Raw genomic sequence first — 25950 nt, 5'->3', positions numbered from 1 at the left:
AAAACATCCGGTGCGAGTGCAAAGATCGGCTCACTTATTTTCGAACATGTCAGACAGCGAATATTGGAACTTGTTATTGAGGATTAACTCGTTGAATATTACTGCACTTTTTCGGTTTTATCCTGTCTGCCTGGAAAAGAGCTTACCGTTTTCATCAATGGGGGTATTTTCCAGTAACCGCTACATATAGCGGTATTCCACTTTGCTCATAATTCTGGTGCCTCTGAGACATAAACTAAAAACAAATTTCCTGATACTTTTTTGGGGTTTCGAATCACATTGATAATGCCTGTGACAATAGAATCACGGGCATTATCAGACATCTCTTAATTGATATTTTTTGTAGCTATCATCTATATTTATGTTTAGGTTGATAGTTATCCCATTTAGTTTCATAAAAGACTTCGTTATGGGCTACAGGCTTTCCTTCTCTCCAAAATTTTAGGTGTTGTTGAACTTCTGCTACGTCCTTATGCCGATATAACCAACGTAGCTCACTGGATGTTATACTTGCTCCATGACCACTTTTTGATATAACTGTCTTGATATCATCACCAATAGTATCAATCAGAAAATGAACAGGCGCTTTCCTCTGAAGTAGCTGATACTCTAATCCAGCTTTACTTGTTTTTTTCCAAAGAAGTTTTCCTAATTCATCTATTCTCTTATTTCCGTATGGGTTTTTTTTCAATTCGGATGCTAATTCATCTGCCAGATTATCACTTGCAACATTATACTTATCATGTTTTGATAAAAATTTCTTAAACTCAATAACACGTTCATGGTCATGTGTTTCTTTTTTTATATTTTCGTCATTAGAATAGACTTTGGGATTTAAATTATCCCAAACGGCATTTGTTATGTCATTTTGTATCAATATATTCCTTTTGATTTCATTCCTTTTGCCAAAAATTCTAGTCAATTTAGAAAGAAATCCCCCTGAAGCGGTTTTACGCTTATATCCTTTTTTTTCTAATTTATCCAATGCATCTTTTCTGGGTTCGTCCAAACCATATAAAATATCTCCCTTTTTAAATACTTTTATCAGAGATTGATTTTCTTTCTGAGATTCAGAAGACAGACCTTTTGAGTCATTAAGTAGTACAGGATTATTCCTCACCATCCGATACAAATTCAGACCATCTATCGTTCCCGCTGGATCGGCACCTAACCACCGCCCTACCCATGGCTGATAATACCGGTAACCGTAATAGTACAACCCTGTAGCATCTCGTTCTTTGCCTGAGTAGCGGATAGTTTTGTAATTAGCTTCTGTTTGGCTGTTTGCTGCCCACAGCGCTGTACCGCCAAATGGATAGTACTCTTCCTGACTAATAATTTGCCCTTTGTCATCCAGTTCAAGCTGGCTGGAGCCGATAAGATTATCGTAGCTGTAACGCAGCTGATTATTGCTGATATCTTTTGGTTTACCGCTCTCCCAATGTAACACCCGCACCTGTGCGCGGCCTGCTTCACCGACTGTAATGACCTGTAGATCCTCTGTTGTTTTACTGGTTGAGCCAGTGGTACGTAGCTCAAGGCCCGGCAGATAAGTTACTCGTTGCTGTTGTGTGCTGTTTCCGGTCTTCTGTTCACTGATTTTTAGTCGCCTCATTCCATCGCTGCCATAGCGATACCATTCATGATCATTATTGGTGTTACTGTCCCGTGTCTCCTGTTGTGATGTTTCTTGCGGTTTTTCTGGTGGTTTTTGGCTTCGTGTTATCAGTGTCGCTTGTTGTAACTCACCCCGTGTATTCCAATTCAGGTTTTGCTCCCGCATCCATATCAATGTATCCACTTGCGCCGGGTTATCAACCAGTGAATTCAGTACTACCGGGTTCAACGTCTTCTGATGACTGTCCGTGTCGAACCATGAATCCATTTCTACCGGCTTATCAATTAATTTATTCGTTACCGCCCGGTGCAACGCTTTCTGATGGCCGCCCGCATCGAACCATGAATCCACTTCTTCCGGCTTATCAGTCAGTGTACTCAGCACCGCCCGGTTGCTGCGATTCGAGACTGTGATCCCTCTGGTGTGGTTGTTTTGACTGGCAGATGTACGATGCTGGATTTTGGTCAGATTACCGCCATCGTCGTAAGTGTAATTGCGGGTATATTTGGTATAGGTGTTGTTATCAGCAGTCAGGGGGATTATTGGAGAGGAGATGCTTTGCTGACGGATATTCGCCATTTCACGCCCTGTCGCGCTGATAAGCTGATACAGGGAATCGTAGGTATAGGTATTCTCTGGTTTTACTTCCTCATTTTTCCAGAAGCGGGTGGCTTCTGCATCATTACGAATGCTGATGATATTCCCTACAGGATCATATTTATAGCGTAAATCCTGCAACTTTTTGGCTTCTGGTTTACCGTTGTTTGTACGTTGGGTGGTGATACCTATCAGACGCTGAGTTTGCGGTTCATAAGTGTATTCAGTGATAACGTTGTTGCCGTGTTCTTCGCGTAATTTTTGTCCGGCGGCGGAATAGGTCAAGGATTTAACAATAATCTGCTCATTCTGGTCTTTCACGGTCAGCCAGCTTGCTTTTAATTGCCCGGCCACATCATAGGCCAGACGCTGCTTGTTGCCTTTCGCATCGGTCTGAGTCAGTAGCGCGCCGGTGGCGTCACAGGTACTCAGGGTAGTATAGATTTCGCTGGTTAGTGCGTTCTGCCATGTGGTTTCGTTATCACCTGCCCAGTTAACTTCTCCCTTGCCATTCTTATCATCTAGTAATTGTTGAGACTGTGATAAAACGGTACCGGTCAGCGACAGGCTTTCTGGTCGGGTGACTCCTGCCGTATCGTAGTGACGTACACACTGCCTGGCAAGGTTATGAGATTTCACTATTGACGTATTTTCGGCCCAGATAAGGTGTTCGGTGATACGGGGTATTTCTTCCTCTGATGCTTGTTCGGTCACTGATAATAGACGACCGGGCAGAGAAGGGGATTCATATTGTCGAGTTTGTCTGGCGCCTGTTGCGGTTACGGTCAGTGTTGGGCGGCTTTCAATATCATTTAGTGTGACAGTGCGACCGGCATCGGCGCTTTCTGTACACAAAATATTACCGGTTAAATCATGCCGCCAGAGAAAGTTAGGTTTTATCTTGCTGTCTTTCTGTTTGGCTTCATACAGGCGCGGATCAATACTCTGGATCAGGTGTCCGCAGGTGTCATATAGATGGCGGGTGATAAGGGTATCGGTAGTACCGCTTGCGGTGAAACGGCGAAAGTTGATGTCACGAATAGTCAGGCCTCGGTTATCCAGGACGTTGACTGTAGGGGTATGTTGATAAAATTTGGAGTCAAAGTTTTCCATGATTTACCTCTTTTGTTGTGTTGCTGTGTTTAATTATTTCTGCAATCGCAGTTTTATCTGCATGATAATTTACTCATGCTAAATTCTGTTCACTGGATATCATTTCCCTGTTGCGATATTCCCGTTATAGCGGGAGACAGACGACTTCATTTGTTGCAGCGAAAATCCTCCATTATTTTCCTCCCTGATGCATAAGAAGGCGACGCCAGAGCCAGTTCAGCCCGGTACTTCCCGTTGTGCCGAATAGCCCGGCAATTGCAAAAGTCATATAGATGCTGCCGCCGCTTTCAAAACTCAGTAATCCTCCCAAGATACCGGTAAAACAGGAGATGATGAGTTGGCATAGGACGTTAATCCAACTCCATTTGTATTGTTTGTTCTGTATATCAATGAGGTATCTTACTAATCCGCCCCAGGCCGCAATAAAACCAATGATCAACCAGATAACAAGTTGAGTATCTGACGGCATTTTTAACGACACTTTTCACCTCTATCTATGCTTCCCGCCCGTTAGTCGGGCGGGGTTTATCAAGTTACATTTTCACCTCAGCAGCTGTATCATTTTCATCCTCACTGACAGTCAACCAAGCAGTAAACAAGGTTCGACGAAACCAGCCTTTTGCGGTGATAACCTTGATTTCCCGACCAACAGGATCATAAACGTGGGTATCTGCATAAGCTTCTTTTGCCTGTCGCGCGCTATCATCACTGACATAACGCCAATCGTTGAGGAAATAGGGCTGATAGGTTCGTATCGGTTGTCCTTTATTGTCATACTCTGTTCGTCCAGTCACTGCCCAGCGGGTCTCCGTATGTTTGACATTTATGCTCAGGGAGCCGTCTTCATTACGTTGCCAGGCCATGCCTGCCTCATGCCGGGCGGCTGCTTGCAGCAAGCGGCCAAATCCATCACTGAATACGACTTGTTGACGGATTTGTTGCTTAGGATCGTGGTCATAACGATCCGTGGTCAGCGTGAGGCGATGAGGGGGTAAACGAGTGCTGTGGTTTAGCGGGCTGACCAACTGGGTGGCTGCATTTTGGCGTTGTACCCCGCGGCGATGGCCCAATGTGCAGATGTATCCGTCTTCAGTGATAATTCCGGATTTGTACAGTGTTTGCCGGTCTTTATCTGTCAGCTTATTGAAGGTTAGCTGATTTAATACCGGCATCCAGCTTTCCGGTGCATAGACCTGGCACTGTGCTACAGGAAGCGGTTTTTGCAGAGCAATAGCTGTGTCTACTTCGGATGGCGGCGAAAATGATGTTTTTTCCGGTGATGAGTAACCAGTCATCTTGCCGTTTTCAGTTCCCCAAAAGCGCTGTGTTATTGGGCGGCCCAGAGCATCCAGCGTGATAAGATGCTCATTGTCATTGATATCAGTGAGCTGCACGGGAATCAGAAAACGCCAGTCATATTTGGCTGAGGTTGTCAGGCCAGCAGCGTCTTGTGTTTTTATCACGACACAATAATGTGCATCCCAGGTTAGTGTGATTTTTCCTGTAAGTTGTGTGTTGTTCTGCGTTTGTGGACGCCAGAACTGTGCAGCGGTCCCGTAATCGGTGTAGCCGTGACGGGCTGTCCAGACTTTGCCTTCCCCTGTGCGAGGGAACAGGTAATCCGCCTGTTGATATCCGGCTTTTGCCAGCGTTGTTGGCAAAGTATCAGATGTGATACTGCCATCAAACGCTGACAATGTGGACTCATCGAATACTGTTGTCTCTGTAAAGGCAACTAATGCCTGCCGTGTCGGTGCATTATTTTGCCCACCGGTATAAAACGTTCTCTGTTGGCCGAAGTATTTACGCAGTTCGTCATATGTAATCAGGATGTCTTTGTCACACAGGATTTCCAGGTTTAAACCGCAGTTAACTTCATCGTATTTAACCTTATCGTGTTTGATCTCATAAGTATCAGTGCGGGTGCCATCCGGTAATCCCAGCACCCGAACGGTGTTGCTGGTCAGATGGTGCCAACTGAACTGTTGATAAGTCAGTCGCAATTTGTGTTGCTGATCATCATAGCTGTTGTTAAACAGCGTATCAGGCAATATATCTGGATGCGGGCTGGTGTCAGGCTGCTTGCGGCGTGGATACTGTACCGAAACCTGTTTCAGTGGTTGGCCGAATAGGTCACTGGATAGAGTGATATTCTGACTGCACTGTGGGTCACTGGCAATACGTTCATAGTGATAGTGACGACTTTCCGCTACCGATGGCCAAAATACAGGAGGTTGGTTCTCTGCATTCTGTAGTCGGCGTACTTGTGGACGGAATTCAGTGACCGTATAGGGAACCTCTTTTTGTGCGCTGTTATCCAGTCCGTACAGTTCACTGCGCAGTGGTTGACCTTTCAATGCCCGGTTGAACCAGTACCGATTGTTGTCATCTTCCGGCGTCAGCAGAACATCCTCGTTATTTGTCCAGGTGGTAAAACGTGGTGTAAAACCGGCAAAAGCTTGATCATCACCACGCCAATATTCTGCTGATAATGCATCGTCTACTATAGGCAGTCCGGTGGCATACCAATTTTTGGTCAAAGCGGGTGGTGTGTGTTCTGGTGCGCTGCCCTCAGATAATTTATGGCTATCTGTTTGTTCTACATAACCAAACCCACGAAATTCGCGTTCACGTCCGTCCCAAGCGCCGTGGGCATAACGCAGAGTTGTCACTAATTTATTGCTACTGATTTCATCCGTTGTTTGCGTTTGCCAGAGAGTGTGTACTGGGAAGGGCAGATAACAAACCGGTGTTTGCCCAGCAGCCAGTGCTGCGGCTTTTTCATCCAGCCAGAACTGGGCAGAGCTGCGGTAATGCAGGGTGTGATGGGTGCCCATATTGTTATTCATTTCACTGAGCAGCCACGGTTTTGCGTTGGTCAGGTCATATCGCCAGTGATGGGGTGCCATATGTGGCACGCTCAGTATCAGGCTAGCTACCCCCAACCCCTGTACATCGGCCACTTGTAACTGACAAGTATCATCAAAACGCAAATTATCTGGGAAAGTTAGTGTTACTGGTGCTGAAAAACTGTTGCCACTGTTATTCAGGAAGATATCCAGGCGGTTTTTGTGAACATAAATCAGGTCAGTTGGACCACTGCCATCAAGGTCAGCCAGATAAACCTGCGCTGGATTAAACTCAGTTGTTGGCTGGTTGAATCCCGGCAGGGTGATTGGTTGACCAAAACGCCCGTGTCCCAGATTCGGCCAGCAGGTGACTTTAGTTGCACTGACTTCAACCAGATGCGCTTGACCGGAACCCAATACATCACTAAAAGCAACCAACTTACGGGCATCGGCACCCGGTACCGGTAATGTTACGTTACCGGATTGCACTACATCCTGTCCTTTGGTAAAGCCGTCGCGGGTATTGGCATACAAGCGTACACTTTTAGGACCGATCAGCACCAAATCAGACAGTCCGGCACCCATTAAATCCGCCAGTTGCGCACGCGGATGCGTGTATTCTACCGGCAGGGCGTTGAGCGGCGTAAAATGTGTCCAACTGCCATCCGGACGTTGGCTGTGGTATCCCCGCAACCCCGCTCCAGTGATAACCCAGTCAAGTTGTCCATCGCCGTTAATGTCTACTAGTGACGCGTTGTTTTGTAAGGAAGGGATTACAGACAAAGGTTGTATTTTCTCCCAAGTGACAGCATTTGGGCCATTTCCTGTCTGACGCTGCGGAGCGCGGTACCACCAGGCTCTTTTATCTTGATATAGCAGACCAGGTAGTCCTTCGCCTTTCAGGTCAACTAACTGCCAGTGCTGAATGGCATTGAAGTTTGCCAGCACATCCATCGGTTCCCATTTATTGTTATGCGTCGGTGAAAAATCCTGATATGCCAGCTCTAGTGGTGGCAGGGTGACGGCAGTACCGTTTTGTTCGTGTCCCACTCGACGAATGAATACCAGCGTGCTGGCTATTGCGCTTTCGTCATAATTGAGTATTAGGCGTGAAACCAGCGAAGGTTCATCGTGCTCTTCTGTCTGGTCATCCAATGCTTGCAGGTGATGATACATCAGTACCTGACGGCATAAGCGGCGGGTACGAATCTTAAAGCCATATTCATAACGGGAAAAACGGTCCTGACGACAAAGCCAGTTATCCGTTGCTGTAAATGCTGGTGGTACTTTCAGGTCGTTACGGCGTTCGCCATAATCAAATACCAGATAGAACAACCAGTTTTTTTGTGTGAGAGCGCTGCTATCCAGACTGGGTAACGTTTCGCTGGCTGTCAGGTTGCCGTAATACACTATGTGTAGATAACGTTGTGCTGTGGCCTGTGGATGGGCTGTCATTTCATCCGTTTCGCAACTTGTGTCATCTTCGGCGCGGTATTGATAATAAATTTGTTCGCCATGCGGTGACACGGAAGCTTCCAGTAACCATTGTGCTGTTTGTGAGATTTCTGATGGATTGCTGATCCGCGCCTGAGACGATTTACCCAGTAGATGTACTTGCCCATCTGGGCTATATATCAACCAAAAATCTGTTTCGCCTTTTGCCTTAGGTTGCCAGTACTCCAATCGACTGAAATGGTTTTCCAGACGGGAACGGTAGCCGGTAACAGTAAACGTGGCATCCAAACCGGTATTTTTTAAGTAGGGATTTTTTGATATGGACTCATCGCGAGGTTGATCCGCGATGACCAGTACTTCACCTTCTGGTCCCAGAAAGGTATCGGTTTCGTCATAGTGAGGAACACCAAAATGGGTACGGCGGCGGATAGTCATAACGCCACAATCCCAGCCCAGACCAAACGGGCTGTTACCGGCACCGCTGTTGTAATTCAGCGTGAGGGAGGGGGCATAGCCGCGTCCGGCTGAAATAGGTAATGGCAGAGACAGCGCCGCCATACCATCCGGTCCGCTGGGTGTTAACGCTTCACCCATACCAGTGATAGCGCCTCCCCCTTTAGGCAGTGATAGTTCCGTAATACTGAATTCTTGTGAATTTTGCATGAAAGACTCCTTGCAGGCCCCACTTAGGGGCCTGTTTTAGCACTGAGTTGAAATCGTTATTGGCGAATGGTGTAGCGAATATGCAGAATTATGTCGCTTAGACTCTCCAGCATGGTTTTTTGTTTACCGGTTGCATTCGGGAAACTCAGCGTTAATGTGCCTTGATCAACATCAATCCCTTCGAATGGCAGGAATTTGCCATCATTGAAATCCAGTTGGAATTGGCCGCTGTCATTCATACCGTGGGAAACCGCCAGCGCTTGACAGCCTTTGGCTAACCCGGTCTCCTTGCAGGCCAATACCGCCTGCACATCCTGGTATGGCCCCAGTAGAGCGGGCAGGGTGACGCTGATCTGTTTAATACGTCGAACGTTGCCCACATCACTGCTTTCCGGGTAGTCTTTACGGATTTGCAAATCAGCTAACGAAATGGACGCTTGTAGTGAGGTTTGGGCATCTTCTGTACCAAACTTCAAGGTATTATTCCCGCTAGTAGCACTGCCTGATCCAGACTTCACTAGTTTTGCAATTTCCTCAGTCAGGGAAAATTCACCGTTACCATCTTTATAGATTTTGGCTAGCGAAACGGTACGTTCCACCTCCAATACGCGTTGATCCTGTCTCAAATGGGCATCTTCCATCTGTGCCAGATTTAACATCAGGGTTTCACCCGCGAGCAGACCGGCATGGGTTCCTTGCCAGGCGCCAGGCTTAATAAAGTGGGTAGATTTATCGTTAGTTTCCCAGCGATAGGCCATTTCAGCCATTAGACAACGGGATACGGCCAGGTCGTAGAATTGGAAGTAAATAGCGGCTAGTCGGCCACGTAACCAGTTGAACAGGGCTTGATTACTGAACTTACGTTGCAGGAAGGTCAGTTGTGCATGGGTTTGTTCCTGCTGGGTTTTCAGGCTGGTTTTCTGCAATACTGCGGCTTCACGGCGTACGGCCAGCGAACCAAGTTGAGCGTCGATTTGTTTCAGCTCGGCTTGTGCATTATTACGCTGGATTGCCCATTCCTGATGGCGACGGCGCCATATTTCGGATTGCGAGACTTTATCGGCTTCAATCAATAAACCGTCTGCGGCAATGCCGCCGCCAATAGCAATCGCATTGGCGATCGCACCATAGTGTGATCCCCCAACGGCCATACCGTAAATATTCGGTACCATATTCAGTGCAGCGGCAGCCATATGCAGGCTTTTTAATCCGGCGGTAATACTTTGGGAAGCCACTCTCATATCCAGCGCTTTATTTTCACCCGCATTGATATTTTCATCGTATAGATTGCTGTAGCTGTCAAAGCGTGATTGCGCCCCGGCTTTGGATTTCTCCAGCACAGTTTTTTCAGCATCCAGCTCTTCAATGGTTTTGTTTTGTACGCTGAGATTGATCAATATCAGTTCTGCCGCCTGATTCTGTAATAGCGTATTTAATGCCTCAGCATCCTGACGTTCGATAATATTTTGTAACGTGGAGCCGAATTGAATGAGCTGGCTTACCATGCCGCGTGCATTTTCCAGCATGTGTGGGAAACGCCACAGTGACATAAATGACGTCGGTAGACTGCTTCCGCCCTGTGAGCTGGCAACAGCAGCGCTGAGTAACGCTTTGGGGTCTGCCGGTGTGGCGTAAATAGGCAGGTGCAAGGGCTGACCGTCGATAGAGAGATTATGGCGCAGGTTGTACAGCCGTTGTTCCAGTGTCTGCCAGTAGTTCAGCATCACTTCATTCGCTTGTGGCAGGAAAAGATCTATCTTGTTTTCGTCTGTAGACTGACCTTGTCGCAGGTCGGTCATTGCGAGGGAATGTCCGTTTTGTCTCTCAGTACTGGCTGCATCATCTAAACGTGGCTCACTCCATGCTGTACTGAGTGATAGATGAGGTTTATCACCTAACAGATGCAGTGCTTGCATGTACCACATTTTGGCTTCGTTGAGAGTGTCCCGTTCTAACTGACGATAGGCGTAGTCTCCACGCGCCATCAATAGGTCAAGGGTGCGCATAAACGTGGCGACTTTGTAGTGCATTGGGTCGTTTTGCGCTACAGCATCAGGATCGACCGAATCCAGGGGATCATCGTTCCAACTGGTATCTTCCTGTAATGGGCGAACATTCCAGTGGTAATCTTGCTGGGGTTTTCCATCTACAATGTAACCAGATGGGTTCCAGACATATTTCAGCCAACGGTTAGCTTCATCGAAATTTTGTTCGTGTAGCAAACGTTGAGCAATTAACATCGGGGTATAGTAGAACAATTCCCAGAAATAGAGGCTGTTAGCGCCGCTGAAATCCATGGGTTCCGTAGCATTAGGAGCATTTTCCCCTAATTTGGGCTCCTGAATCTTCTGGGTTTCCATACTTAAAATAGTATCGATCCCAGCATTGGCGCAGCTAATCAATTTACGAGCAAACAGGGTATTAAGGCGAGTACGATAGGCTCGCCATTGTATATATTGCGCCCCACTTGGATCGTGGTGAAGGGTCAGGACATCATCAACATTCGCTTTTTTGATAACACGAATACTGAAATGTTCTTCGCCTAGATTACGCTCCTTCTTATCCGTTTCAGATGCCTCAGTATCAGTAGATGTCGTAAATGCCTCAGCAAATGCCGTAAAGGTGACATCAATGCTTGCCTCATTATTATGAAATTCCAGTTTGGAGATATCTATTTTAAGCTCTTTAAACTGATAATTCATTTCTTCGAAGTTGGGGGACGGGGAGATACTTTCGTCTGCTACGAAAAGTTCGTCTTTTATGCCTACCCCTTTTATTATTACTTTAACCTTTGAAGGTAGAATGTTCGTATTAATACGCATTGGTCCAGAAACATCAGTCGCTGTCCCTTTATTATCTATCATAAAAATGTAGTGTTCAAAGTCACTTGGTTTATTCAGATCATCTTCAGCATAATCATTACCAATAGCGGCATTTGTTTTAATTAATGTGCGATTTACACTCTGAATCCATGCTTTTACATCAGATGAGTAATTGGTATCACGATGGAACAGTAGTCTTCCTTTAGGAAGGTCACTTTTACTGGTATTTCTGTAATACTGATAGATGGGATAAAACATCAATTTATTTGATGAGTTATCCGGATTGACGCCTAGTGTGGTATAAATAATAAACTTATCCCCAAGCTTGCCGTATTTTTTGATCAGATTGCACTGATTACGCTGTCGGCCTACAAGTCCATTATGGATAATTCTTAACTTTGGTGAGAATTTGATTTTTAAATTGGATGATTGGGATTCGAGGTTAATAGCCGAAATATTTCCACCGTATACCATACTCAAGTAGCCTTCTCCCCAATCATAACTATTATTACTGTTTACTGATGAAGGGATTTCGTAGCTTTCTGCATAGCGGTTATTTATTCTTATAACACTATTTGTGTCAAACTGCTTATGAACATTAGGTATGTAACTTTTAGGTGTCATTTCCTCAGGAGACATATTGGAAGTGATAAATAGCCCTTTTATTAGTGCTGTGTTTGTGTATTTACTTAATTGATCCTGTTTTTTATAAAACATAACCAGCAATTTATCTTCACCTTGAAAGCTTGCACAATAGAGTCCTGGTGCTTCATTTTCTCCCAGTGTTAAATCAGATATTTTGCTATGCACATCTATCTTGCTATTCGCATCAAAGGTGATTGGTGTATTCCAAGTACCATCATAACGAATATGCGACAGTTTCAGTTCATAACGGAAACTCTCGGTCGTTTTATCGCCTTCATGTGTAGCAATCCTTTTTTCTTCCAGCCAGATTATATACAAACGGGATTGGTAGATTACCGGGCGGATAGTGTCATTGTATGGGTTAATTGGGCAGTCAATTTTGTGCCACTCACTCCAGGCATTTGCGGGGAATTTACCTTCGCTGAATTTACTGTGATCCACACTGCGCCAATAATATTGATTAACGTCTGTTTTACTGTGTCCGATAAAATAGGTTAATCCTTGGTCGTTATTAATGTTGTCATGATAGGCGCTGATAACTTCCAGATTAGCGACCTGTTCGAATGATGTTAGGTAAGACTTAAAGGCATCTTCTACTGTGTCGGTATTTAATTGACTCTGACTGATGGATTGCAACAGTGCATCCATCATTTTTGTCTGTCCGATACGCATCGTCGGATCGATGTAATTTTCAGGATAGTAAGCGAGCTTAGATATGCCGGCCCAGGTGCTGTAGTGTTTGTTGTATTTATCCCAGTCTTTAAAGAATGGGCGGTTGGTGACACTCGTGACGATGCCCCCTTCCATGTTTTTTAATGCTTGGTTCACATACAGTTGAATACTGGCGATGGCTTCAGCAATCTCTGTGGTTTTGATAGCGGCGGAAACTTGGTTATCAATCAATAAGTACTGATATAGATCATCACGGTTTTTAATTACCGCATCTTTTCTATCTTGTCGATCTTTTTGGTGATGAGCATAAATATAGTATGTACTGAGTGCGGTACTGCGAGACTCATCCATAAACGCATGCAGGGTGTTGGCCTTTTGGGTATCCAGTCCGGCGGTTAATGTCGCAGCTGCATTTTTCCACTGTTCATAGGTAGAGGAGGGGTCTCTAGTTAATAATGGAACCAGCGCCGAAACGTCCTTTGGAGAGATGTTCAATTGACGCGCAACGTTAATCCATTGCAGGATGGTGTCGATAGATGTCCAATTGGAGAAATCTTTCTGGGCCTGGGCCTTGGCTAGCGACAGGAGGTTCTCATCAAGATTTATGGCATCAGCCAGTTGTTTTTCAGCTAATGTTCCCTTTTCAAATTCAGTTAGTATAGAAGAGGCTTTTTCACCCAGAGAATTAACCCAGTCAGAAAAACGCGTTAGTGTTGTCAGTGTTAATACATCATGTTTTGGTGTTGTCTCGGTTTTAGTGACAAAACGTTGAGGGTTTTTCACAAACAGATTTAAGGCGTTTTCGTTAAGGCCGGTGGAACGGTAAATCAACGCCAGTTGTGCCAGGCAGTGGCAATACTGGACAGCTTGTTGAATTAGTGTAGTTGCTTCAGTTGTTTTCGATTGAGTTTCAATGGGTTTTTTCCGCAACCAGTTCCAGAATGAATCTGCCGTCATTTTATTTTCTTTGCCAGAGTTTAGTTTATCTGCCCAAGTCAGCACGGAGAGAGCAACATTCTCAGATGGCAATTGCAGAGCGGCGGTAATATAAGGCGATATGGCTTTTGGCAGGTTTTCCTTGGCTTTCTTCAGCTCTTCCTTGGCCTCTCTCTCTTTGGATTCTTCCCGCTTTTCTTTGGCTTCCTTTAGTTCCTCCTCTGCTTTCAGCATTTTTTTGTCAAAATCTTGCAAGCCATTGTAGATGGTATCCAGAAGGTTGTGCATTTCCGGGGTTAGGGTTTCGTTATATTTATCGGTCGTCATCACAAACAGCTGATATACACTCCATTTTCGTGTACGTAGCCAGCCAGTGACAGCATAGAGTTTGTCAATTAGAATAGTTAGGTTGTCATGAGTAATCTCAGATAAATTGGTTGTTCCTTCATCTATGGCTTCCAACAGTAAACTCAGTTCATCAATAGTTAACTGATGGATGTCTGCGAGTAATTTGGTTAGATCGGGATGAGAAGGATTTTCTGAAATGGGTGCTTTGCATAGTATCATTGCAGTTTCAGCATCAATACCATAACGTTGCATATAGTATTTAACATGAAAAACTTTCTCTAATACCTCTGCATTGATATTTAGGTCGCTAAGGGTAAGTTTCTTCAATACCATCGGTGGCAGGTTTATCTCCTTGGATAAGCGAATAAACTTATTAAGTTTCAATAGAGAAGAGTAATCATAGTCTTTAATAGTAAATGTTACGGTATCTTGTGATTGAATGCCATTATTTACCAACGCCAGCTTAATTTCAGAAGATTGACTAAAATCGAAGGTAATATCATGTGAGTATTCTTTGTCTGCCTGAATTGATTTATTTTGTAGTTTAAATTCTGTGTCTTTTGATTTAATTGATATTTCAGTGCCAGTCTTTATGTTGTCTTTAGTCTTAAAAATTAATTTATATTTCTTATTTCCGTAAGGGAATAAGCTGGCATCTTCTATCTGACTGTCATTGGAGGAATATTCCCTAGTAATTTGATAAACATCGATTTTCTTGTCATTGTTGACTGCTTTAGCAATTAGCTGATTTTTACTGTATTTCTGTTGGTCGAAATTGCTTTCTTTACCAATAAACTGGTTAAGCTCTTCATCCGTCAGATTATAATAATTTTTCAGATATTCCAGCTTTCTTGTCAGAGACGGTTCAATTTCAAGAGAAGATTTAATTTCACCAAAATTCTTCTCATAAAGGTCTTTAGCGGTGTTTTCTGCAATTTCTTCTGTCAAGATAGTAAATAATTCAGGCGAGATAGAAGCATTATTCCCGAGTAGGGAGATTTTATACATTAGCTTGGTGATTGCTGTCTCTGGTGATGAACTGAATTGCTCAAATGCCGGGGCTTGTAATTGAATAATCTTACGTACGCTTTCATAAGCATCGTGATACGGCATCATACCAGAAGTGCGGAAGGTTGATAACTTTTCCATCACTTGAGCATGATTATGAGACTCAGTTTGCGTCAGTTTTTTAATACCTTTCAGCAGAATGTCATTGGACAGAGAAAGTGTGGAAATCTCTGTATCCATACTTTTCTGATTGAGTGTCAATAACTTTAGATCTGGGCGGCGTTTATCCAGATGATAATCTGAGTTTTCCTCATCATGTAAATCCCGTGCCTGACGATAAAGTTCAGTCAGATAAGCTGCGGGAGAGAACATGGAAGAAACTGCGCCTGGAGCTGCATATTTGCTGGCGCGATTGCCGAATTTACTGTTATAGCCTTGCTGATCAGCATTGGGTGTTGTCAGGGCAAGATGTACCGCATTTTGTAATTGAGGATTGGCATGTTTCAGAATACTGGCTTCGTGCAGGAGATTTTTCTTTTGTTCCTGTTGTGCTTCAAGATATAAGCTCTGGGTCTGTGACCACGAGAGTTTGTCCTTCACTTTTTTGCGAAGTTCCTCAAAAGAGAGGTGGCAAATATCAGTCAGATTATTAAAACCTTCTCCTAATGCTTGTTGATATTCGGACTTGAGTTTGTTCATGTTTATTCCTTTGAAATGTTAAGTAAATAAAACACTGATGTTGCCCTGAGTAACGTAGATATATAGAAAGGTTATTTATATCCATTAAAGTAAAGGCAACACGTATAACGTCTGATAGTGAGTTGAAAATAAACAACGAATAAAAAGTCATCATTCAACCATCAACTATTTCATAACGTTATTATCTATTATTTCATTAAATGGCAGTGGCAATGCAATAACAAAATTTATAATTGCATCCAAAGTAATATATTTTAGTTACAATAACAAAATGAAATAATTGCATTTGTTGCATATGGTGTATTATGAAAAATAAGGTGATGAATATTTTGTGGTGAGCAAAGGGAGCAATGAGGAAAGATTCAGGCCCCTTTTAGAGGCCTGTTTTAGTCTTTGGTTGAGATAGTTAATTAGCGAATGGTATAGCGAATATGAAGAATAATATCACTTAAAGTCTGTAACATGGCTTGCTGTTTGTCAGTTGCGTTTGGGAAGCTCAATAGCAATGTTCCTTTATCATCAACGGCAATGCCTTCAAATGGCAGGAATTTGCCATTATTGAAATCCAGCTGGAATTGTCCACTGTCATTCATTCCATGGGAAACTGCCAGTGATTTGCAGCTTTCGGCCAGCCCGGTTTCACCTCCTCCGTAGGACAGAATGGCTTGTACATCCTGGTATGGTCCTAATAGGGCTGGCAAGGTGACACTGATCTGCTTGATGCGTCGGGTTTCGCCAACAGATGCCGGGTAATCTTCCCGAATGTTCAAACTGGCAAGATTGACTGTGGCTATCAATTTATTGTCATTGAGACGGATGCCATTATTGTCATTGCCTAATTTATCTTTCCTTTTTTCGAGTAAGTCTGTGATTTCGGTTGCTAAATCAATTCTATCCTTACTAGGCTCTGTATAAACGTCTGCTAATGAAACAGTACGTTCCACTTCCAGAGCGCGTTTATCCCACTTCAAATGGGCATCTTCCATCTGTGCCAGATTCAGCATCAAGGTTTCACCTGCGAGCAGGCCAGCATGGGTTCCCTGCCAGGCACCAGGCTTAATGAAGTGGGTAGATTTATCGTTAGTTTCCCAGCAATAGGCCATTTCAGCCATCAAACAACGGGATACGGCCAGGTCGTAGAACTGGAAGTAAATGGCGGCTAGTCGGCCACGCAGCCAGTTGTACAGTGCCTGATTGCTGAACTTACGTTGCAGGAAGGTCAGTTGTGCATGGGTTTGTTCCTGCTGGGTTTTCAGGCTGGTTTTCTGCAATACTGCGGCTTCACGGCGTACTGCCAGTGAACCAAGTTGAGCGTCGATTTGGTTCAGCTCGGTTTGTGCGTTATTACGCTGGATTGCCCATTCCTGACGGCGACGGCGCCATATTTCAGATTGCGAGACTTTATCGGCCTCAATCAATAAACCGTCTGCGGCAATACCACCACCAATAGCAATCGCATTGGCGATAGCACCATAGTGTGATCCCCCGACAGCCAGGCCGTAGATATTCGGTACCATATCCAGTGCAGCGGCAGCCATATGCAGGCTTTTTAATCCGGCGGTAATACTTTGGGAAGCCACTCTCATATCCAGCGCTTTATTTTCACCCGCATTGATATTTTCATCGTATAGATTGCTGTAGCTGTCAAAGCGTGATTGCGCCCCGGCTTTGGATTTCTCCAGCACAGTTTTTTCAGCATCCAGCTCTTCAATGGTTTTGTTTTGTACGCTGAGATTGATCAATATCAGTTCTGCCGCCTGATTCTGTAATAGCGTATTTAATGCCTCAGCATCCTGACGTTCGATAATATTTTGTAACGTGGAGCCGAATTGAATGAGCTGGCTTACCATGCCGCGTGCATTTTCCAGCATGTGTGGGAAACGCCACAGTGACATAAATGGTTGTGAGAGAGCTGCTCCGCCTTGGGAGTTGGCGACAGCGGCGCTGAGCAATGCTTTCGGATCTGCTGGTGTAGCGTAAATAGGCAGATGTAGAAGCTGACCGTCAATAGAGAGGTTATGGCGCAGGTTGTACAGCCGTTGTTCCAGTTTCTGCCAATAGCTCAGCATTACTTCATTGACCTGGGGCAGGAAAAGATCTGTCTGGTTACTCACCTGTGTAGATTCACCCTGTCGTAAGGCTGCTATTGCATGGGAATGTGCCTTTTGCCTCTCAGGATCAGCGGCCTCACTCAAGCTTTTTTCATCATTCCATGTTGAGTTGAGCGGTAGATGGGGTTTATCGCCTAGCAGATTCAGTGCCTGCATATACCACATCTTAGCTTCATTGAGCGCATCTCGTTCTAACTGACGATAGGCGTAATCTCCACGGTCTAGCAATAGATCAAGAGTGCGCATAAAAGTAGCGACTTTGTAATGCATTGGATCATATTGTGCTACAGCATCAGGATCGACCGAATTTAATGGATCATCGTTCCAACGGGTATCTTCCAGCAATGGGCGAACGTTCCAGTTGTAATGCTGAATCTGACCGTTCTCAATATAACCGGACGGGTTCCAGATATATTTCAGCCAACGGTTAGCTTCATCGAAGTTTTGTTCGTGCAGTAAACGCTGGGCAATCAACATTGGGACATAGTAGAATAGTTCCCAGAAATAGGGACTATTGGCACCGCTGAAGTCCATGGGTTCGGTTCCCAGTTTATTTTCTGTAAAAATAGGATCAATATTTTCCATATAACCTTTTGGATAATAACCTTGAAAATTAGTTTTATTAATAAACCAAAATTCTCCAATGTATCTTGGTTGGTCAGAATATTTTACAAATAAATAAATCCAACAATCGCCACTCTCCTGCTCATTTCCTGGCTTAGTACTATTACTACCATTTATTACGGATATATAAGTTTCAGAGAGATCAATTAATTGAATTGCATCATTTAATTCACCTTGATAAATGACATTTTCTTCGTCAGGTCTTTCTGCATCATTTCCTAACATTATTGTGATATTTCTGCTGTTACCGTGAAAATTCTGGTTATATATTGGTAATATTGCAGTAAAATTATCAGGCCATAAAGTAGGTTCCTGAATATTCTGGGTCTCTATATTCAGAATAGTATCGATTCCAGCAGTGGCGCGGCTGACTAATTTATGGGCAAACAGCGTATTAAGGCGAATGCGATAGGTTTCCCACTGCATATATTGTGCCCCGTTGGTATCATTGTGAACAGCCAGGATATTATAGTCGTTAATCTCATGGGTAACAGGATTCCGGTTATTCACCCTTATGACATTGTTAGTATCAAATTGACTATAGGTGAGTTCATAAATAGTTTTGTGTTGTTCAGGCTCTATATTTTCAAATAACATATTGGAGGAGATATACAGTCCTTTCATTAACTTTTGTATTAATGCTTTTAATTTTTTTTCTTCTTTTTCTTTTTGTTGATATGCAGAAACTGATGCTATATCTTCTGCACTAAGTCTTTCTGCTATTTCGTTTATATTTTCTTCTATTTCTGCTAATTCTTCTACTTTTCTCTTGTACTCATCCAGTTCATTTTGTTTGCGATAAAATATTACCAACAACTTATCTTTGTCTTGATAGTTTATACAATAGAATCCTAGTTTTAATGACTCTGATGACTCTAATAATTCCGAATTTGCTGGTGGATTTGACATTTTTAAAATAGCAGATACTTTGTCATTGACATCAAAGGTTATTGGTGTATTCCAGGTACTATCATAACGGATATGTGCTAGTTTTAGTTCATAATAATAATCTTCGATGGTTTTATTATCTGTCTGTTTAGCAATTTTCTTCTGCTCCAGCCAGATCAGATACAGGCGAGATTGGAAAATTACCGGACGGATAGTGTCTTTATAGGGATTTATTGGACAGTCAACTTTGTGCCACTCACTCCAGGCGTTAGCAGGAAACTTACCATCGTTGAATTTATTGTGATCTACGCTACGCCAATAATATTGATTCACTTCGGTTTTACTGTGTCCGATAAAATAGGTTAATCTTTGATCACTGTTGGCATTGTCATGATAGGCGCTGACGACTTCCAGATTAGCCACCTGCTCGAACGCTGTCAGATAAGACATAAAGGCGTCTTCTACCGTATCGGTATTCAGTTGACTCTGGCTGATGGATTGCAGCAGCGCATCCATCATTTTTGTCTGTCCGATGCGCATGGTCGGATCAATGTAATTTTCTGGATAGTAAACGAGCTTAGAGACGCCGGCCCAGGTGCTATAGCGTTTGTTATATTTATCCCAGTTGGTAAAGAACGGGTGGCAGATGGCACTTGTGACTGTATCACCCTCCATCTTTTTCAGTGCCCGGTTAACATACAGTTGAATGCTGGCGATAGCTTCAGCAATCGGCGTGGTTTTGATGGCAGCAGAAACTTGGTTATCGATCAATAAATACTGGTACAGGTCATCACGGTTTTTAATCGCTGAGTTTTGACTGACGATTTTACCGATATAGTACTCACTCAATGCAGCACTGTGAGATTCATCCAGAAAAGCGTGAAAGATATTTGCCTTTTGGGTGTCTAATCCGGCGGTTAATACCGTAGCTATGTTTTCCCACTTGTCATAGGCAGGGGGGAGGGTTGAGGTTAATAATTCCACCAAATTTGAAACGTTCTGCGGAGAAACGTGTAATTGACGCGCGATATTAACCCATTGCAGGATAGTGTCGATAGATGTCCAGTGGGAGAAAGCATTCGGCACTTGGGTACCGGCTTGCAATAGCAGATTTTCATCAAGATTCATTGCGTTAGCCAGTTGTTTTGCCGTTAATGTTTCCTTTTCAAATTCGGTCAGGACAGTAGAGGCGTTTTCACCCAGGGAGTTAACCCAATCAGTAAAACGTGTCAGCCTTATCAGTGATAATGCATTGTGTGTTGATGCTGTTATTTCGGTAAAGCCAAAGCGCTGTGGTTTTGTGACAAACAGACGTAAGGTGCTTTCGTTAAGGCCAGTGGAGTGATAAATCAGCGCCAGTTGTACCAGGCACTGGCAATATTGGACGGCTTGTTCTTTTGTTACAGTAGTTGATTGTTTTGGGTTGTGTTGGGCTTGCAACCATTCCCAGAATTTTGTTGCCGTTATTGCTGCACCGTCGCTAGGTTTTAGCTGATTTGCCCAAATAAGTAAGTGGTGAGCGGTATTTTCAGACGGTAATTGCAAAGCAGCAGCGATGTAAGGAGACATTTTCAACAGAAGATTTGCCTCATTTTCGCCGTTAAAGCCCTGCAAGCCATTGTAGACAGTATCTAACAGGTTCTGGATTTCTGGAGTCAGGGTTTTGTTATAGTCGGTGGTAGTCATCATGAATAACAGGCATATATTCCATTTCTGTGTACGCAACCACTGGGTAACGCTATAAAGTTTGTCAATCAGAATAGAAAAATTACTATCACTGATCTCAGATAAATTGGTTGATCCTTCACCTATGGAAATCAGCAGCAAATTCAGCTCATTAACAGTTAGTTGGTGGATATTTGCTAGTAATTTTATTAGATCGGAATTGGAAAGATTAATTATATTAGTTGATACTTTGCATAGTACCAATGCAGCCTCAGCATCAATACCGTAACGTTGCATATAGTATTTAACACGAAAGATTTTCTTTAATATTTCTGTATTGATATCTAGTTTCTTATTGATACTAAAGACGATTTTTTTCAGTACTGTTGGGAGAAGCTTTGTTGCATGGGACAAAAGAATGGTTTTATTAAGTTTTAACAAAAAAATTTCAGGTGAATAATCCTGAATTTGGAACTTGGCATAAGATGCGTCAGATAGATTCGAACCACTATTTTCTTTATAACGATAACTTAGAAGAGTAAATTCTTTTTGAATGTCTTCGTCGGTTAATTCAAATATTGGCGAAGAATAATTCGTGTTTTCTATGGTCGTTTTATATATACCTGTGAGATATTCACTTCTGGGATAGCTAAGCCTAATACTAACTTGCCCAGCTTTTTTCTTATAGTTAATATCAACATAAAAACGTCTGTTTTGAATAGGATATAAATTCATGTAATTGAGGTTTTTATAATTTGAGTCAGGTGTTCGTGTTATGCGCCTCAATTGTATTTTACCTGATGTATCAATGCTTATATTAATAAGTTGGTCATTTGTATAAGTAGAGTTACTTTCTATTAATACGTGATTTAAAAACTGTTCTAATTCTTCATTGGTTAAATTGTAATAGTGTTTCAAGGCATCCAGAGTGAGAAGTTCTGATGGATCTCTATCCCCAAAGTTTTCCTTAAAATTCTCATTTGCATTAACTTCTGTGATCTCTTCTGTCAGAGTATTAAACAACTCAGGCGAGACAGAAGCATTAATTCCCAATAGGGAAGTTTGATACATTAGTTTGGTGATTTCCGGTGACTCACTGAATTGTTCAAATACTGGAGCTTGCAATTGGATAACTTTACGCACATTTTCATAAGCATCGTGATACGGCATTGAACCAGAAGGGCGGAAGGTTGATAGAATTTCCATTATTTTAGTATGGTCTTCCAACCCGGTCAGTGTCTTAATTCCTTCAAGCAACACCTTATTAGATAGAGAAAGTGTAGAAACTTCATCATCCATATTTTGCTGGCTGAGTGTCAGTAATTTTAAATCAGGGCGACGTTTATCCAGATGATAATCGGAACTATCTGCATGTAAACCGCGTGCCTGCCGATAAAGTTCAGTCAGGTAAGCGGCGGGAGAGAACATAGAAGAGACCGCGCCTGGAGCGACATATTGACTGGCGCGGCCGCCAAATTTACTGTTATAACCTTGCTGATCGGCATGAGGCTCTGTAATGGCAAGATGTACCGCATTTTGTAATTGAGGATTGGCGCGTTTGAGAATACTTGCTTCATGCAGTCGGTTAGCTTTTTGTTCCTGCGGTGTGATTTCAAGGCGTTCTGGCGTGAGTGTGTTCATGTTTATTCCTTTTAGATGTTAAAAATAAAACACTTATGCTGCCCTACGTATCATGGATACAATAAAGAAGTTATTGATATTCATTACAATAAGGCAGCAAGTATGGCGTCTGATAACGGGCTGAAATAAGTCGAAAATCACGGGTAGATAAAACGGTATCATTCGGTCATTAACTATTTCATGGCGTTATTATCTATTGTTTCTCTAAATGACTGTGGTAATGCAATAACAAAATTTATAATAACATCAATAATAATTAAATTTACTAATGATAAGGTTATGATGTAATTACCATTGTTTTGAAAGGTGTTTTGTGAAAAGTAAAGTGATTAATATTTTGTGATGAGCGAAGAGCGTGGTTATTATATCGGCTATATATAAATTCTGTATAATATAATGATTTTCAATGAATTTAGTGATTATTTTTTTAAAATTATTTTTAGAGTGGTAATATTCCTAATTAATTTTAAGATGCAGGATTTAAGTTAATTTGGTATATATGAAAGAAACCTCCTGTAAAAAAGTGAATGTTGTGACTTAACTCAATATATCGATAATACCTATATACATATGGTTGTATTTGTGTCATTTTGATATTGAATTTTTTTCACAATGGGGTTCTGGAGAAATGTGATCAAATTAAAGAAAAAACAATGTTGCTAAATATGATATAGGTGTTGACAAAAGCCAAGTTGTTATTTTAGGCTCTGTTAAGCCTGTTTATTTAACTCGGTTATGTTTTTTCTTAAAAGCCCTTAAAAACTAAATTCGAAAGAGTGCTTATTTTCCGAAATTGGAAATTTAAGGATATTATGATGTTCCCCAAAAATACCCTCTCGATTCAAGAGAAAGTCCAATCCATACGGGATCGTCCATTTGAAACATTTGAGCCAATATGTTTACTGCCTGTAATACCTGAATCGGATTTTTCAGTGGTATCCCAGGTTCTGGAGTACGAGAAGAAAATTCGTCGATCTGAATCACAAATCTTTTTTATTGAACGGGCAAATCTACTTCTTTTGGGATTATTACTACACATAAATGAATATGAGATAACAAATGAATACTGACTGGATGAATGAAGAGGCTTCAAACTTATTCGATCAATATGATGATTATTTGGAAGATAGACTTGGGTACACACCGTTGATTGAGAACCTTAAGGAGAGCTTAGGGCCAAACATATCAGTTCTTGATTACGGTTGTGGTGGAGGGAAAGTGTCACGTCGGCTAATTGCTGGAGGCATAAAGACGGTAACTGGAGTAGATATCTCACAAACCATGGTAGACAAAGCTTCCAGCAACATCAATCGTGGTAATAGTTCTTATCATCAAATTACAACTGATGTCCTTAACTTCAATGATAATACTTTCGACGCAGCGATATGCTGTTACGTTTTCATTACTAACAGTGAAAAATCTAATCTTTTGAAAATCGCTAAGGAAGTTCACAGGACATTAAAACCTGGTGGCATTTTTTACGTATTGGATACCAATCCGGATTCCGTTGGGATTAAGTTCAGTTCTTTTATGAGTGGTGATCTAAATAAAAAATACAGTGATGGAGAAATCAAGCCAGTGTATTTAGAGCTGTCAAATGGAAGTATTTTTAAGATTTCAGATACGAATTGGCATAAAGATACATATTACAAAACCTTGAATGAGGCCGGGTTCAAAACTATTGAGCTTTTTGAACACAGTGACGCTGATGCTTCAAAGGATACTGAAGGTCTACGATATTACCCACCTTTCGTCATGTTCAAAGCGACTAAATTCTAGATATTCCATATCTGACTGATGGAATTCCTTGCTTGTTGCAAAATGCCGGTGAGGGATTCCACATGACTAGTTTCGAAGGTGATTTAATATTGTTTTGAAGGGTATTTTATGAAAAGTAAAATGATTAATATTTTACTTTGAACAGAGGCGTTAATGGGAAAACGAAAATACCCCGCCCGAATAAAAATGTTCAAACGGGCGGTATTACCTCCTTTGGAGAGATTTTCAATTAGAACAAATCATGCTTTTTGTTTCTCATTCATCATACGGTTCAGCAACGGCGCCGTGATCGCCATGATGATTGCAACAATAAAGGTTGCAATACCAATTTTGCCGAATACGCTGGTATAGACTGGCAATGTTTGCAGTGGATCAGTAATCCCTTTCGGTGCCGCAGTAAAGGCTGCTACATAGCCGCCGAGTAAGAATGAGGTTGCCTGAGTTAAGTACCACATCCCTATAATGAAACCCATCAGATACTGAGGAACCAGTGCAGCAACCATTGCCAGACCCAATGCGCCGATCATCAATTCACCCAGGCTTTGGAACAGATAAACCAGAACGATAAACCAGGGTGAAGTCAAACCTTGCTCATCAGCAAACCATAAACCGGCAGCAGAGGCAGTCAGGAAACCTAAAGAACACAGGAACATACCGACGGTAAACTTAGCCGGCATGGTCAGGTCTTTACCTTTAGAACCCCAGTGAGTGTACAGAGCCGCTAGTATTGGGCTGGCAACCACAACCCATAATGGGTTAAGCGCCTGGAAACTGACCGGATTGATATTAAAACCAAGCAGCTGATGATGAACGTTATGGATTGCGAAGAAGTTTAGAGAAGTTGGCATCTGAGCATACAGGATGAAGAACACAATGGCCTGAAGCATCAAAATGAAAGCGACAAACATTTTGTTACGGCTAACTTTATCCTGCTTGAATGCTTCACGGAAGAAGATAAACACCACGATCACAGACAAGCTAATCAGAACAATATTAGTAATTTTCACATTGTGCATCAGCCATGCACAGGCGAAAACCGTCGCAACAGTTCCCGCCAGAACCAGGATTAGGTTTTTGTAGTTGATTCGTTGATGGTCTGGTTCAGAGCCAATATTACGAACCGTATTGCGACAGAAGATATAGACCAATAAAGCAATAATCAGACCGATACCACAAATATTATAGGTAACGGCATAGCCGAATTTTTCAGCAATAACCGGCGCGATAGCGAGTGAGAACAGCGAGCCGATGTTGATTGACATGTAGAACAAAGTAAAGGCCCCGTCCAGACGAGGATCTTTAGGTGGATAGCATTTAGCCAGCAGGCTGGCTGGATTTGCTTTGAACAGACCGTTACCAACGGCAATCGTTCCTAATGCGTAGAAAATTAAATCAGGTTTTAGGATAGAAATGCCAGTCATAAAATAACCCACTGCCAGAACGATAGCACCTAACACAATGGTTCGTTTAGTTCCGAGTAAATGGTCACCGACATAGCCACCAACAGAGATCAGGCCATAAACCAACGCTGCGAATGCCCCGAAAGTGGTAAATGCTTGTTCCTGAGAAAATCCCAATTTTTGTACAAAATAAACGGCAAGAATGCCCTGTACGCCGTAGTAGCCGAATCGTTCCCAAAGCTCGACGAAGAAGATCGTGAAAAACGGCTTGGGTTGTTGTAATAAACCAAGCGAAGCGGGTTTATTCATAGTTGATTACCTCTGATTAGTCATTATTTATCTTGGAATACACCAGGAAATTCAGGGTAGTTAACATCCCTGTGAAATGATGTATTTCTAAAGTTATGTTTTTATGCA

The 25950-nt window shown here is 42.6% G+C and carries 7 protein-coding genes; 1 reads left to right on the top strand and 6 read right to left on the bottom strand.

Translation table 11 applies throughout. The features are described 5' to 3' along the window. Positions 1-349 precede the first annotated feature (349 nt). From ABR397_RS10610 to ABR397_RS10590, 5 genes are all read right to left on the bottom strand, one after another. Positions 350-3328 carry an RHS repeat-associated core domain-containing protein gene (locus tag ABR397_RS10610; RefSeq protein WP_350305731.1) on the bottom strand — a complete coding sequence of 993 codons (2979 nt, stop codon included), beginning with the start codon at positions 3326-3328 and terminating at the stop codon, positions 350-352. 172 nt (positions 3329-3500) lie between these two features. Then, positions 3501-3797 carry a phage holin family protein gene (locus ABR397_RS10605; protein ID WP_023043406.1) on the bottom strand — a complete coding sequence of 99 codons (297 nt, stop codon included), beginning with the start codon at positions 3795-3797 and terminating at the stop codon, positions 3501-3503. 64 nt (positions 3798-3861) lie between these two features. Next, positions 3862-8295 carry a SpvB/TcaC N-terminal domain-containing protein gene (locus tag ABR397_RS10600; RefSeq protein ID WP_350305730.1) on the bottom strand — a complete coding sequence of 1478 codons (4434 nt, stop codon included), beginning with the start codon at positions 8293-8295 and terminating at the stop codon, positions 3862-3864. A gap of 56 nt (positions 8296-8351) precedes the next feature. Then, on the bottom strand, positions 8352-15425 hold the full coding sequence (locus tag ABR397_RS10595) for a Tc toxin subunit A-related protein (protein ID WP_350305729.1): 7074 nt from the start codon (positions 15423-15425) through the stop codon (positions 8352-8354). A gap of 410 nt (positions 15426-15835) precedes the next feature. Further along, positions 15836-22354: a Tc toxin subunit A-related protein gene (locus tag ABR397_RS10590; protein ID WP_350305728.1), complete on the bottom strand. Its 6519-nt coding sequence runs from the start codon at positions 22352-22354 to the stop codon at positions 15836-15838. 1059 nt (positions 22355-23413) lie between these two features. On the opposite strand from ABR397_RS10590, the gene ABR397_RS10585 reads away from it, so the two are divergent. Beyond that, positions 23414-24133, top strand: a complete 720-nt coding sequence (locus ABR397_RS10585; protein ID WP_350305727.1) for a class I SAM-dependent methyltransferase — start codon at positions 23414-23416, stop codon at positions 24131-24133. A 239-nt stretch (positions 24134-24372) separates the two neighbouring features. Here the strand turns inward: ABR397_RS10585 and dtpB are convergent, their stop codons facing one another. Beyond that, positions 24373-25842: a dipeptide/tripeptide permease DtpB gene (gene dtpB, locus ABR397_RS10580; RefSeq protein WP_350305726.1), complete on the bottom strand. Its 1470-nt coding sequence runs from the start codon at positions 25840-25842 to the stop codon at positions 24373-24375. Positions 25843-25950 lie beyond the last annotated feature (108 nt).

It is taken from the genome of Photorhabdus viridis (genome assembly GCF_040256935.1).
Classification (GTDB): domain Bacteria; phylum Pseudomonadota; class Gammaproteobacteria; order Enterobacterales; family Enterobacteriaceae; genus Photorhabdus; species Photorhabdus viridis.
Note: the sequence above shows the minus strand (reverse complement) of the source record. Positions and strands in the feature narration are given on the sequence as shown.